Origin of the sequence: Tabrizicola sp., from assembly GCF_030373185.1 — a bacterium.
Lineage (GTDB): Bacteria > Pseudomonadota > Alphaproteobacteria > Rhodobacterales > Rhodobacteraceae > Tabrizicola.
In genome coordinates, this window is record NZ_JAUCZH010000002.1 from 299,254 (window position 1) to 311,583 (window position 12,330).

Genomic DNA, 12,330 nt, shown 5'->3' on the forward strand with positions numbered 1-12,330 from the left:
TTCAGCGACTGAATGCGTTGAATACCGTCGGGCCGGACTGCCGGTTATCGATCATTGCCAAAAGAGCATTCGGCAAATCCGGGCTGTCGGGGGCAAAAAGGCCGCACATCTGCAACGAAGCGCGGACCGAAGCCCGTGGAGGCGTGCGTTCCAGCACCACGCGAACTGCACAGGGCAGGTGTTCGCTGTTTGCAGCCACCCCCAGCTTGACCCCGTGCAGCGTACTCCAGCGCTGCGAATAGTCGGGAACGAGGATTGTCTGCGTCAGCTCGATCCCGGCACCAACTTCGTAATCTTGCAGAAAGACCCGATCTCCCGTCATGACAGAGGCCCCGACATAGCGGTATTGTCGTCTGCTGGGCTGGCCAATCGGTCCGATCCGTTCCAGCCTGCGATACGTCATCAGATCGCCCTTCATCTCGAAGCCGAGGAGCGAGCGCAACACCAGGCCAGGGGTGGACATTGAGTAGTAATACTCAAAGAACGTCCCTTCCAGCTTGCGAATGCGATGATCGCTGAAGCGGATCACGCGGTCCAGGTGGCTGCGCAGGTCACGGGTCGACGTGTCGCTGGCAATCCCGCGCAGGCTGACCAGTTCCGCGAAATCCTCATGCGGCATCATCAACTCATGGACCTCGACGCCAAAGTAATCCCCGATGCGCCGCATCAGCGGCGCACGCGGGATCGCGGTACCGGCAAGGTATCGGTTCAACTGGCTTCGATGAATTCCAAGGTCAGACGCGACCATCGAGATCGAGGGTCGATAGCTGCACAGTAGCCGCATGTTCTGGGAAAAGTCGCGGAGCATGTCTCTTTTTGTCTCTTCTTTCGCGTCACATAGAGATCAAGAGAGACAATTTGCTGAATTGTCAACGAGCACGAGCGCAGGCAGCCTTGCATCAGAGGTCCAGTAGAGACCGCACGAACGGGGAAGATTTGATGCTAGGGACTCGTCCTTTTGGGCGCGCGATCGCTTGCCAGCGCACAGGTGTCCGGTGACAGGGTCCGGTGCAGGTCTTGCCCGCATCGACGTGTCCGGCGATGCCGCCGCGCGCGGAGAGGTTCTGGGCGCCGCTGGTCGCGATGCAGTGGAACGGATTGTCAGCCGCACCCCATTGTGGCAACGCTTGACAGCCCCCGAATTGGCCCCGGTGGTGCGGCGGATGGCAGATGCGACCCGCGTGCTGTTTCCGGAGATTCACACCGAAATCGCCGCGATGGCCGAGGGTCTGGGATTGCCCTTTGATGTGGTCTTTGCCTGGAACGCGCGGGGCGATTTGCTGGCGGGCCTGGGCGATGGCTGTACGACCGTCCAGATGCCCGGCGATGCGCCCGTCATCGCGCATAACGAAGACGGGTTGCCCGGGCTCATGGGTCGGTGCTTCATCGCAGATCTGCACTCCGATGGCGCGCCAAAAGCCGTAAGCTTCTGCTATCCCGGATCAATCCCCGGCCACAGCTTTGCCGTGACGGGGGCAGGACTTGTGATCACGGTCAACAATCTGCGACTTCGGGGTGTCGCCCCTGACATTCCGCGCATGGTGCTGACGCGGGCGCTTCTGGGCGCGCCCGACCGTGACGCGGCGGTGCGACTGTTGCGCGATGCGCCGCCCAGCGGGGGGTTTCACCTTTCCATCGGGCAGGTTGGCGCAACCGATATCTGGTCGGTCAGTTTTGGCGGCAGCGAGGTGCATGTGGTCAAGCATGTCCGCCCTGCGTTGCACAGCAACCATGCGTTGGTCAGCGGGCCGGTCATGTCATGTCAGGCCATCACCGCATCTTCGCGGGATCGTTTGCAGCGCGGTGGCACCCTGCTGGCAGGCGGCGCCGCCGCGCTGACGATCTTGAACGATACCGGTGGCCCCGGCCTTCCGATCTTTCGCGCCGCACCAGACGACCCCGATGATGAGAACACCATCGCTCAGTTCCTGGCGCGGATCACGGCAACAGGAATTGCCTGGCAGGTTCACGCACCCGGGCAGGATTTGCCCACACATGCAGGGGTCATGCCCCTGCCCGAGAAAGTGCCGACTGCCAGGCACTGACCACAGACAAACCCCGATCGGCACGTCTGGCGGGGCGACGTGCCGGCCCTTCATTCCCGCAGCCACAGGAGAGAGACTGCCATGACGACACGTTTCCTGACGACAGCCGCAGCATTAGCCATGACGACTGCGCTGACCGTCCCGGCGCTGGCCGCAGATTGCCCGATCAAGATCGGTGCCACCGCTCCATTGTCCGCCCCCGGCGCCGTCACCGGTGGCGAAGCAATGCGCGACGCCATGGCCATCGCCGAAGCCGACATCAACGCCGCTGGTGGTGTACTGGGCTGCGAGGTGCAGGTGATCGTCGCAGATGATGAGGGCCTACCCGAACGGGGCCGCGCCGTGATGGAGCGCCTGATAACGCAGGATGGTGTGGTCGCCGTTGGCGGCGGGTATCATTCTTCGGTTGGTCTGGCGAACATGGAAGTGGCCGATGCGGCAGGCATTCCGGTTGTCTATGCCGAGACCTGGAACGATGGCATTACCGGCAAGGGCCTCAAGCACATCTTCCGCATCGCGCCCTTGTCATCTGAAGTGGCACGGATCTTTGCAGACTTTGCCGCGACGGTGCCGGGCGTGAAAAAAGTGGTGCTGGTGGCCGAGAACACCGACTACGGCCTGCCCGCATCGGAACAGACCAAAGCAGGGCTGGAAAAATCCGGCATCACCTCGTCGGTCTTCACTGTCGATATCGGCACGCAGGATTTCTCGGGGATCATCGAGCGGATCAAGGCCGAAGATCCCGACATGATCATCCAGCTTCTGACCGGCGAGGCCAGCTACAACTTTACCCAGCAGTCAGCCGAGGCCGGGATCGGCCCGCAAGACCTGCCCACCACCTGCGACCAGGCTGCGCTGGAATCCGGTGCCTTCTGGCAGAACGTACCCGACGGCAACCTGTGCTTTGTGAATGCCGTTGGCCTGCCGCGCGCGCTTTACAACGACAAGACCAATGCCTTCGTCGCAGCCTATACCGCCCGGACCGGTAAATCGGCGGCTGAATCCTATGCGATGGAAGCTTACGACTCGATCATGATCCTGGCCGAGGCGATGAAGATCGCCGGGTCCACCGACGGGGATGCCATCGTCACCGCGCTGGAAAACATCACCTACCAAGGTACACTGGGCGAGATCAGCTTCCCTTACAATTCGACAAATCCGCCGGCTGCGGCGGGCGTTGCGCCCTATTTCTGGCATCAGTTCCCGAACCCCGCGGTGACCATGGTTCAGTATCAGGAACCCGGCCAGCTTGCGGCGGATGCGCCGAACCTTTTCCCACCGCAGTTCAAGACGGGTGAGCCGGTCTGGCCTGCTTCGGTCAAACAGTAAGAGGGGCATGCCGATGGACCATCCGGGGTTCTTTTCCTTGGCCATTCTCTGGATGGTCCTGTGGGGTGCGATTGGCGGGGCGGCCATCCGCCGCGCCTATCTTGCCCGCGATCTTGACGTGACAGCCGCGCGCACTGTCGGCGTGGCTGTCGGAGCGGCGACGGGGCCGCTTGGCCTTGTCCCGCTTTACCTGCGGACGCCGACGCTGACCCGCGCTTGGCAAACGCTGCCCTGGATCGGGGTTCTGCTGGTGTTCCTGCTGGCCTTCCGGGCCTCGGACCCAGACAACGTCTGCTTCGTCTCGGGCGCCTTCGTCGCCTCGCAGCTTGTGAACGGGCTGATCATGGGCACGATCTATGGGCTGATGGCGCTTGGCCTTGCCCTGATCTTTTCGATCATCGGCATCGTCAGCTTTGCCCATGGCGAGTTCTACATGATCGGCGGCATAGTGGTGTACTACATGACCGAGGTCTGGGCCCCCGGCCTTGGCCCTATTGCAGCCGTGATCGTTGCCTGCGCGGTCACCTTTGGCATCGGCGCCACGTTCGAGCGTGCCTTTTTCACCCCGATCTACTCCGGCAAGGTGGAACGGCCGAACGAATATGCGATCCTTGTTACCTTTGGGCTGGCCTTTTTCCTGCAATACCTTGTGCAGGGGCTTTCCGGCGCGAACCCGGTCAAGGCATCACCCTTTTTCGAGCTTCCACGCAGCGAATGGCCGGAAGGCGCCCCCATCATCGAAACAACCCGGTCGAACATCAAGCTGTTCGACATGATTTCCATCTCGACCCCGCGTCTTACGGCGGCGATCCTGTCGGTGGTGATGCTGCTTGCGCTGATCTGGTTTCTCTACAACACTTGGACGGGCCGTGCGCTGCGCGCGACCGCGCAAGACAGGCAGGCGGCCGCCGTTGCGGGCATCAATCCGGGGCGGATGAACATGCTGGCCTTTGGTCTGGGCTGCATGCTGGCGGGCCTTGCCGGAGCAGTTCTGGTACAGGCGTTTTCCTGGCTACCCCAGACAGGTGCCATTCCGGCGCTCCGTGCATTCGTGATCATCGTGCTGGGTGGGCTTGGGTCGCTGCCCGGAGCCTTCATCGGCGGGCTGATCCTTGGCCTGGTCGAGGCGGCAGGATCAGGCTGTGTGCCGGACCCGACCCGCGCGGCGGCCTATCTGCCGGCCTACGGCATGATCATCCTTACACTTGTTCTTCTCCTGCGTCCGCAGGGCCTGTTCGGGAGGAAAGCATGATTACCCATGCCCCCAAGGCCGCCGGATATGTCGCGGCCGCCCTTCTGGTGCTGTTCCCGCTGGTCTATTCCGCTGGTAACTATGACTTCGTGATGCATCTCTGGATCACGGCCTTCTATTACGCCATACTCGCTTCAAGCTGGGCCTTGCTGGCGGGCTATGGCGGCCAGTTTTCCTTTGCCCATCTCGCCTTCATGGCGTTGGGGGCTTACGGAGCGGGCATTCTGGACAATTATGTCGTTCTGACCTCGCTGCCCACCGGCACCTGCACAGAGTTTGGGATCCTTGGCACCAACATCGTCCTACTGCCCCCATCGGGGACAGGCGATGCCGCGGCCTGCCTGACGGCGGCCCGCGCGACATGGCCCGAAGGGGCCACGGTCAGCCGCTTTCCGCTGCTACTGCAGATCGCATTTGGCGCCATCGTGGGCGGTGGGGCTGGCTGGCTGATCGGCACGCTGGTCTTGCGGCTGCGCGCGGCCTACCTTGCGCTTTTCACCGTGGGTCTGTCGGAAATCCTGCGCGCGGTCCTGTCCGCCGAGATTTGGCTGACCCGCGGGCAGGCCGGAATGCCGATGAGCCCGCTCTTTCCCGACGGCGTGACCATCCTGGGAACATCCTATGGCCCGGCGGCCAAACTGCCCGCCTATTACGTCATGCTGGCGCTGTTCCTTGGGACCCTCGCGTTGCTTCTGTGGGTGGCGCGGTCACGCATCGGGCTGTTCCTGCGGTCCCTGCGCGAGGACGAAGACGCAGCCGAGGCGCTGGGCGTCAATACCGTGAAATGGAAGCGGGCGGTCTTTGTGTTGACGGCGGCCATCGCGGCCACGGCCGGGGCGGTGCAGGGGCATTATGTCGGGCTTATCACCCCCAATACCATCGTCCTTCTGCAGATGTCGCTGGTCATCGCCATGGCAGTGATCGGAGGGCTGGAGAACGTGGTGGCCGCCGCAGTAGGCGCGATCCTGATTTCCTTCGCGCTTGAATTCCTGCGGACGGATTTCACCATCCTTGGCTTTGAAATCGACATGACGACATGGCGCCTCGTCTTCTTTGGCCTGCTCTTGATGCTGACACTGCGTTTCCTGCGCAACGGGGTCATCCAAGGGGCATTGATGTGGATCGAACGGCGCGGCGTGGGCGCGGAAACCGTCGCCAAGCGACGCGCGGCGGAGGAAGCGAAATGATCACCCTTGAGGTCAAGGACATCCGCAAGAAATTCGGCAATCATCAGGTGTTGAAGGGTGTCAGCTTTCGTATCGAAGGGCCGGAACTGGTCGGTCTGATCGGTCCCAACGGCGCGGGCAAGACCACGCTGACCAATGTTCTGGACGGCGCGATCAAGCCCGACGGCGGCACGATCCGCCTGAACGGAAAACGGATCGATCCGCTGCACCCCTATGAAATCGCCCGCGCCGGGCTGGGGCGCACCTTTCAGGTGACACGCGCCTTCCGGCGGATGACCGTGCTGGAAAACCTCTATGTCCCGGCCATGGCGATGGATGCGCGCGTGAACCGACGGGAGATGGAGGAGAGGGCCAATGAGATCCTTGCCTTTCTGACCATCGACCACCTGCGCAACGAGTATGGCCGCGCGCTTTCGGGCGGCCAGCAGAAGCTTTTGGAACTGGGGCGCCTGCTGATGCTTGACCCTGATATCTACATCCTGGACGAACCCTTCGCCGGCGTTCACCCCAGCCTGATGGCCACGATCTACAAGTGGATCGAACGGGTGAACGGCGAGGGCAAGGCGATCATCCTGATCTCGCACCAGATGGAATCGATATTCACCCTGTGCCGCCGCCTTCTGGTGCTGAATTTCGGCGACCTGATCGCAGATGGCCCTCCCGCCACTGTCAAGAACGATCCGGCGGTGATCGATGCCTATCTGGGGGTCGAGGAAGACATGTCCGGCACCGGCCTGCTGACGCAGGAGGCGACCCATGCTTGAAGTGCGCAACATGGACGTCGGTTATTACCGCGATCTGAACATCCTTTCGGCGCTGAACCTTGATGTGAAGCCGGGGCAGATCGTCACCATCCTGGGCGCGAACGGAGTGGGAAAGTCAACTTCTCTCAAGGCGATCTACGGGTTTCTACGCCCCAATGGCGGCACGATCCACTTGAACGGCCAACCCCTGATCAACGTGCCGACGCACGAACGTATCAACCTTGGGCTGGCCTATATCCCCCAGCACCCCGGTGTCTTTCGCGAGATGACGGTCGAAGAGAACCTTCTGCTTGGTGCTTGGACCTTCCGCCGCGACAAGGCCCGCATCGCCCGCAAACTCGAGGAGCAATACAGCCGCTTTCCGGTGCTCAAGGAAAAGCGCAGGCAGCCGTCGGGGCAGTTGTCCGGTGGCCAGCAGCGCATGATCGAGATCGGCCGCACCCTGATGGGCAACCCCAGGGTGCTCTTGGTCGATGAACCTACGGCAGGTTTGTCCAAGACCTATGCCGAAGAGGTCTACCAGATGCTGCGCGACCTGCGCGACCGGGACAATCTGGGCATCCTCCTTGTCGATCAGGAAATCCGCCACGCCCTGCGGATCGCCGATTACGTCTATGTGCTGGAACTGGGGCGCAACAAGTTCGAAGGCCCCCCGTCGGAGTTCGGCGATCTGCAAAAGGCTTTCTGGGTGGCGTGAGGATGCGCCCCCCAGTCATTCTGATCACCTGCGATGTGCAAGAGGCCGAAGGACAGCCCACCGAAACCCTGCTGCGCTTGCGGCTGAACTACACCTCCGCCATCGCGGCGGTGGGAGGGTTGCCCCTGATCCTGCCGCCTGCGCCCGACATGCTCGAGTCCGCGCTTGACCTGTGCAACGGGGTGCTTTTGTCTGGGTCAGACGCAGGCGTCATCGTTCCGGGCCTGCGCGCGGACCACGAAAGCCGCCTGATTGCCCGGTCCCTGGCGCGGCGCTTGCCGATCTTTGGCATCTGTCACGGCATGCAGGCGCTGGGGCAGGCTTTGGGCGGCACTGTGTTGCGCGACGTTCCAGCCTTGCTAGAGCCTCACTCGTCCCACCTGCCAAGCCCCGTGCCGGATCGCACCGCACATCCGGTGCAAGTCACCCCGGGCAACTTCTTGCACCGTCTGACCGGGGCAGACAGCATTTCCGTAAACTCGCTGCACCGCCATGCGCTGTCCAGTGATGGGCATTACGTTGTCACCGCTATCGCACCCGATGGGGTGACCGAGGCGATCGATGCAGAACGAGGGTCGTTTTGCGCGGGCGTCCAATGGCATCCCGAATACCAACTGACCGACGCCGATACGCGCTTGCTGGAAGCCTTCCTTGCCGCCGCGCGTGACCATCAACAGAAGTCTGAAAGCGAGACCTGCCCATGACCCGGATTGTCCATGTGAACGGCGAAACCCTGCCCGAAGCCAAGGCCCGAATTTCGATCTTTGACCGCGGGTTCCTGATGGCTGATGCTGTGTACGAGGTAACAAGCGTTCTCGAGCGCAAGCTGGTCGATTTTTCCGGACACCTGACACGACTGCGCCGGTCATTGGATGCACTCGAGATTCCCGATCCCCATGACGATGCGACCTGGCTTGCCCTGCACCGCGAGATGGTGGTGCTGAACAACCTTGGCGAAGGCCTGATCTATCTTCAGGTCACCCGTGGTGCGCCGGGAGACCGTGATTTCGTCTGGCCCGATCCGGCCCGTTGTCCGCCCAGCGTTGTGCTGTTCACCCAGTCAAAACCGCAGCTTGCCGACAACCCGGACGCGAGGCGCGGCTGGTCGGTCATTGCGCTCGACGATATCCGCTGGGGGCGCCGCGACATCAAGACGGTGCAGCTGCTCTCGTCCTCCTGGGCCAAGATGATCGCGCGACGCGCCGGAGCAGACGACGCCTGGCTGGTGCAGGACGGCTTCGTGACCGAAGGAACATCGAACAACGCCCATATCCTGCGTGGCGACCGGATCATCACAAGACCCTTGTCCAACGAAATCCTTCACGGGATCACCCGTGCCGCCCTTCTCAGACTGGCAAGCGACGCTCGGATCAAGATCGAAGAACGCCCCTTTACCCTGTCCGAAGCAAAGGCGGCCGATGAAGCGTTCGTTACTTCTGCCAGCTCTTTTGTAATGCCTGTCGTGAGCATCGACGGCATCTTGATCGGGAATGGTAGCCCCGGCCCGATATCCGTCGGGCTGCGTGAGATATATATTGACGAGATGCGGAAATCTGCATTGTGAGTCACTTCTTTCGTGGGCTGACACCACGCATGGTCATGACCTGTGACCTGCCATTGGTCTTTCATCCAGCCACGACCGGAGCCCGGTGGTCATTTACGCCTTTCGGCGCGGGTTGAGCAATCGCCCGGCGCGCGGAACTCTTATCGCGTGCGGCGGGACGGGCGATTGCGGCGGTCAGGTGCAGGGCAAAGTCTGCGGGGGTCTGGAAGCTGGTGAAACGACCGGGACGATCATCCTGATCCTGCTGTTCTCGTTCATGATCGGCCGGATCATGGTGGCTGAAGGTGTGCCACAGGACTTGACCGAGGCCGTGACCGGGGTGACCGACAGCACCATTCTGATCCTTTTGCTGGTGAACGCCTTCCTGATCTTCGTCGGCATGATCATGGATGACCTGTCCGTAACCGTCGTGATTGCACCGCTGATGATGCCCCTCGTCATTTCGCACGGCGTTGACCCGGTACACTATGCCTCGATTGTGGCCTGTTCCGCAGTCATCGGGGCGAACAGCCCACCGGTCGCCCCGATCCTTTACATGGCTTGTCGCATAGGCAAGGTCTCGATCCATCATGCCGTCGTCCCGGCGCTGCAACTGATCGCCTTCGTCGCCTTGCCTGTCATGTTGCTTGTGACCTTTGTCCCGGAACTCTCGCTGTTTCTGCCCCGACTTCTGGGATTCTGAGCGACGGATCGGCATGATGAAACTGACACTTGCCCTCTGGCAGCGGGCGTCCATGCAATGGTCCGGGGATGAATTTCTTCAGGCGCTGGACGAAGCAATGGCGCAGACCGAAGCCGATGTGTTCATCACACCCGAGTTGTGTTGGCCGGGCTACGGCGATGCCCGGTCGTCAAGGGACGACGCAGTGGGCCAGGCCAGTTCCCTGATAACGTCGGTGCGCGCCATCGTCCTTGGCTATGCCGAGGCCGATGGAGCCAGGCTGTTCAACAGCGCGATGTGCATAGATGCCCACGGCGCCATCGTTGCGAACTACCGCAAGCAGACCACGGCCAATGACTATGAACGCCTTTGCTTTGGCAAGGGAAGCCATGGACCGATTTTCCTGTTGAACGGGGTGCCGACATCGGTCTTGATTTGCCTGGACGTGGAATTCCCCGAACTTGTCCGCCGCGCCAGCCTGGACGGTGCTCATCTGTTGATCGTGCCAACAGCGCTTGCCCCAAGGTGGCGCGTAGTACCCGAGATGGTTATTCCGACCAGGGCCTACGAGAACGGAATATTTGTAGCCTATTGCAATTACGCCACGGGAAGCGATGCCGGTCCTTTCTGCGGCCTGAGCCTTGTGGCAGGCCCGGATGGGCGCACGATTGCAAATGCCCAATTCGGCGACTGCATTCTGGAGGCGACGATAGAGTCCGGTCAGGTGGCAGAGGCACGCAGTCATCTGGATTACCTTCGGCATCTTGAACTGTTGCGATACTGATGCTGTCCTGCGGGGCGGCATCGGTGGCCGACTGCTTCGTCCCGCGACCGGGTCGTTGCCGAGGAAAGAATGCTGCGCGATGCAGGAAGGACTGCAATGCGGGACAGAGGTGCAGTGCGGCGAACGGCAGGTTCGGGCTGAAAGCGGCCACTGGCCTCAGTCGACCGTCACCTGCCAATTCGGCGAAGACGGGATTGCCACATTCTTTCGTGGCATGACGCCAATGCCTCTCAAGATCGTTTCCATGGATAGGGCTTGGGCGGCGCAAACTGGAAGGAAACGCCCGCGACATGGCAGAGATTTCCAATAGCCAGACCAGTTTACACAGCCTAAGTTGGGCGTGGCTTGCGGAATTTTCACCAGTTCAGAGCCCTGATGCAGTCTGCACTCTGCTGGGTCTCTGACGCAGGCTGAAAACGGAGAATGGATTTGTCATGAAACTTGCTGTTGTTCTTTGCACAGTTGTCGGCTTTGGCGCTCCGGCACTGGCTTTCGAGATCGAGGAGATCGGAACGATTGAAGCGACCTTCGATGGTGAGAGTATCTCCCAACCGACAGTCATGGTGCGCGACGGGGATGTCGAGCAGGCGACGGCGTTTCTGTTTCTGGCCGGTGCCGGGATTTCGGCCTTCAGCGTGTCAGGCTACAGCGCGGACAACAAACGGCTGAGCGTCGAAGTCAACTTCCTGGCGGAAGATATCGGGCCTGCGACTGCGCCCTTCGGCCTGACCATCAGTTATGCGCCAGAAGGCACCGCGCTCCATTGGACATCCGAAGAAGCGCCAACACCTCCCAGCGTGACCTTCTCGACGCTTGAGATCGTCGGTAACGAAGGCCGCGCTACGGGAACCTTCGCGGCCTTGCTTTGCTATGCTGAAGGGTACGAGTCGGGCGGCGACCCCGAAAACTGTCGCCCGATCGAAGGCCGCTTCGACACGCCGTTCTTTGTCGAGCAATGATGACTGCCGGGCAAATCCAGGGAAAGGGCTGCCAATGAACTGGGCGTTGACGACAATGAGTCTGTTTGTGATGGCCTGCGCCACCAGCTCCATGGCCAATGAATCATCATACTGCGGCAAGTCCGGCGCAGAGACCTGGGACGAGATCGCGGAGTCCCTTGTCGGTCACTGGACGATCACCCATCAATCCGGCTACGCGCTTGCGGGCGGAATGGTGATACCGTTCCCGGGTGACCCGGAATTGGAAGTGCTGACCATCGCCCAGATTGGCGATGTGCTGGAGGCAAGCCACCCCGAAATGCAGGCCCCGATGGTTCTGCGCCTTGCCGATGAGCCGCGCTGGGCAATGGAAACGGATGATCCCTCTTTGCCCAAACCGACGCTGACCCTCTCGGATCTCGAACTGGTCGTGGGATGTGAACAGATGGAGCTTCCGCGGATCATCGGCACCACAACTGCGGTGGTCGATGGCATCAAGATGGATTTCGTGAACCGATTGATATTGATCAATCCCAGAACCCTTTACGGCGTGATGGAAATGAACACCGTCGCGCGCGGAACGCCGGTAAGGGCCGTGCGTACCGTTTCGTTGACCCGCGATGTCGCGCAATAGCGCGATTGGCCGGGCAGGATCGCCAGAGCAGAGGGGAGACTTGCCCGTGACACATCGGTTTGCACTTGCTGTCGCCTTGGCACTTGCCCCCGGGCTGGCCGCTGCGGCGGATCGCCATACCTGCAAGATGATCGAAAAATTGTTGGAAACCACCGATCGGGGGCTGGAAGCGGTCGCCGCCGGAACCGCCGCCGGGCTGCCCGCAAGCGGCATCGCCACTTATGCGCGACAAGCGCAGGAGTTCGCGGCCCAATTCTCGACCAGAGACCCGCTTCCGGACAATGTGGTTGCTGCCTTGTCGGATATGGCGGAAGCTGCCGCATCGGTATTCTCGATTGCCGAGGCGGCTCCGGCCTTGCTTGACCCCGCACTGGTCGTCCATCAGGCGATGCCACAGGTTTGCCCGCAGTCAGAGGTGCCGGATCTGACGCGCCATCGGGTGTAGGTCGGGCGGCATTTGCGGCCTCGCGCCAGG

The 12,330-nt window shown here is 61.5% G+C and carries 14 protein-coding genes and 1 pseudogene; 13 read left to right on the forward strand and 2 right to left on the reverse strand.

The genetic code is table 11. The features are described from left to right. Window position 1: 1 nt before the first annotated feature. Entirely contained in the window at window positions 2–808 is an 807-nt protein-coding gene (locus QUV21_RS06300) for a helix-turn-helix transcriptional regulator (RefSeq protein ID WP_300853779.1), read from the reverse strand. Window positions 809–995: 187 nt separating this feature from the next. On the opposite strand from QUV21_RS06300, the gene QUV21_RS06305 reads away from it, so the two are divergent. The 8 genes from QUV21_RS06305 to QUV21_RS06340 all read left to right on the forward strand — a co-directional run bounded on the left by QUV21_RS06305 (window position 996) and on the right by QUV21_RS06340 (window position 8,838). Continuing rightward, window positions 996–2,045, forward strand: coding sequence for a C45 family peptidase (locus tag QUV21_RS06305; RefSeq protein WP_300853780.1), 1,050 nt, complete (start codon window positions 996–998; stop codon window positions 2,043–2,045). An 81-nt stretch (window positions 2,046–2,126) separates the two neighbouring features. Continuing rightward, the gene (locus QUV21_RS06310) at window positions 2,127–3,374 is read left to right on the forward strand and encodes an ABC transporter substrate-binding protein (protein WP_300853781.1); all 1,248 of its coding nucleotides are present in this window, start codon (window positions 2,127–2,129) and stop codon (window positions 3,372–3,374) included. Window positions 3,375–3,387: 13 nt separating this feature from the next. After that, window positions 3,388–4,626 (forward strand): branched-chain amino acid ABC transporter permease, encoded by a 1,239-nt coding sequence (locus QUV21_RS06315; RefSeq protein WP_300853782.1) that lies wholly within the window; start codon window positions 3,388–3,390, stop codon window positions 4,624–4,626. Continuing rightward, a complete protein-coding gene (locus QUV21_RS06320; RefSeq protein ID WP_300853783.1) occupies window positions 4,623–5,813 on the forward strand; it encodes a branched-chain amino acid ABC transporter permease in 1,191 nt (396 codons plus the stop codon). Before QUV21_RS06315 ends, QUV21_RS06320 begins: the two co-directional genes overlap by 4 nt. Then, entirely contained in the window at window positions 5,810–6,577 is a 768-nt protein-coding gene (locus QUV21_RS06325; protein ID WP_300853784.1) for an ATP-binding cassette domain-containing protein, read from the forward strand. The genes QUV21_RS06320 and QUV21_RS06325 overlap by 4 nt, the downstream gene beginning before the upstream one ends. Then, a complete protein-coding gene (locus QUV21_RS06330) occupies window positions 6,570–7,274 on the forward strand; it encodes an ABC transporter ATP-binding protein (protein WP_300853785.1) in 705 nt (234 codons plus the stop codon). Before QUV21_RS06325 ends, QUV21_RS06330 begins: the two co-directional genes overlap by 8 nt. A gap of 2 nt (window positions 7,275–7,276) precedes the next feature. Beyond that, window positions 7,277–7,978 carry a gamma-glutamyl-gamma-aminobutyrate hydrolase family protein gene (locus tag QUV21_RS06335; RefSeq protein ID WP_300853786.1) on the forward strand — a complete coding sequence of 234 codons (702 nt, stop codon included), beginning with the start codon at window positions 7,277–7,279 and terminating at the stop codon, window positions 7,976–7,978. Then, the gene (locus QUV21_RS06340; RefSeq protein WP_300853787.1) at window positions 7,975–8,838 is read left to right on the forward strand and encodes a D-amino-acid transaminase; all 864 of its coding nucleotides are present in this window, start codon (window positions 7,975–7,977) and stop codon (window positions 8,836–8,838) included. The genes QUV21_RS06335 and QUV21_RS06340 overlap by 4 nt, the downstream gene beginning before the upstream one ends. Before the next feature lie 61 nt (window positions 8,839–8,899). On the opposite strand, the pseudogene QUV21_RS06345 reads toward QUV21_RS06340, so the two are convergent. Next, window positions 8,900–9,046, reverse strand: a pseudogene (locus QUV21_RS06345) (IS3 family transposase); the annotation flags it as partial. A 48-nt stretch (window positions 9,047–9,094) separates the two neighbouring features. Here QUV21_RS06345 and QUV21_RS06350 point away from each other — a divergent pair. The 5 genes from QUV21_RS06350 (at window position 9,095) to QUV21_RS06370 (ending at window position 12,300) form a co-directional block, all read left to right on the forward strand. Further along, a complete protein-coding gene (locus QUV21_RS06350; RefSeq protein ID WP_300853858.1) occupies window positions 9,095–9,520 on the forward strand; it encodes a TRAP transporter large permease subunit in 426 nt (141 codons plus the stop codon). A 16-nt stretch (window positions 9,521–9,536) separates the two neighbouring features. Then, complete coding sequence (locus QUV21_RS06355; RefSeq protein ID WP_300853788.1) at window positions 9,537–10,283, forward strand: nitrilase-related carbon-nitrogen hydrolase; 747 nt, start codon at window positions 9,537–9,539, stop codon at window positions 10,281–10,283. Window positions 10,284–10,717: 434 nt separating this feature from the next. Beyond that, the gene (locus QUV21_RS06360; RefSeq protein WP_300853789.1) at window positions 10,718–11,242 is read left to right on the forward strand and encodes a hypothetical protein; all 525 of its coding nucleotides are present in this window, start codon (window positions 10,718–10,720) and stop codon (window positions 11,240–11,242) included. A 55-nt stretch (window positions 11,243–11,297) separates the two neighbouring features. Beyond that, a complete protein-coding gene (locus tag QUV21_RS06365; RefSeq protein WP_300853790.1) occupies window positions 11,298–11,855 on the forward strand; it encodes a hypothetical protein in 558 nt (185 codons plus the stop codon). Window positions 11,856–11,901: 46 nt separating this feature from the next. Then, on the forward strand, window positions 11,902–12,300 hold the full coding sequence (locus tag QUV21_RS06370) for a hypothetical protein (protein ID WP_300853791.1): 399 nt from the start codon (window positions 11,902–11,904) through the stop codon (window positions 12,298–12,300). Window positions 12,301–12,330 lie beyond the last annotated feature (30 nt).

Bases quoted from the DNA above. Each gene is read 5' to 3' on its own strand.
- QUV21_RS06300 (WP_300853779.1), bottom strand. From the start codon at position 808: ATGCTCCGCGACTTTTCCCAGAACATGCGGCTACTGTGCAGCTATCGA.
- QUV21_RS06310 (WP_300853781.1), top strand. From the start codon at position 2,127: ATGACGACACGTTTCCTGACGACAGCCGCAGCATTAGCCATGACGACT.
- QUV21_RS06315 (WP_300853782.1), top strand. From the start codon at position 3,388: ATGGACCATCCGGGGTTCTTTTCCTTGGCCATTCTCTGGATGGTCCTG.
- QUV21_RS06320 (WP_300853783.1), top strand. From the start codon at position 4,623: ATGATTACCCATGCCCCCAAGGCCGCCGGATATGTCGCGGCCGCCCTT.
- QUV21_RS06325 (WP_300853784.1), top strand. From the start codon at position 5,810: ATGATCACCCTTGAGGTCAAGGACATCCGCAAGAAATTCGGCAATCAT.
- QUV21_RS06330 (WP_300853785.1), top strand. From the start codon at position 6,570: ATGCTTGAAGTGCGCAACATGGACGTCGGTTATTACCGCGATCTGAAC.
- QUV21_RS06335 (WP_300853786.1), top strand. From the start codon at position 7,277: ATGCGCCCCCCAGTCATTCTGATCACCTGCGATGTGCAAGAGGCCGAA.
- QUV21_RS06340 (WP_300853787.1), top strand. From the start codon at position 7,975: ATGACCCGGATTGTCCATGTGAACGGCGAAACCCTGCCCGAAGCCAAG.
- QUV21_RS06350 (WP_300853858.1), top strand. From the start codon at position 9,095: ATGATCGGCCGGATCATGGTGGCTGAAGGTGTGCCACAGGACTTGACC.
- QUV21_RS06355 (WP_300853788.1), top strand. From the start codon at position 9,537: ATGAAACTGACACTTGCCCTCTGGCAGCGGGCGTCCATGCAATGGTCC.
- QUV21_RS06360 (WP_300853789.1), top strand. From the start codon at position 10,718: ATGAAACTTGCTGTTGTTCTTTGCACAGTTGTCGGCTTTGGCGCTCCG.
- QUV21_RS06365 (WP_300853790.1), top strand. From the start codon at position 11,298: ATGAGTCTGTTTGTGATGGCCTGCGCCACCAGCTCCATGGCCAATGAA.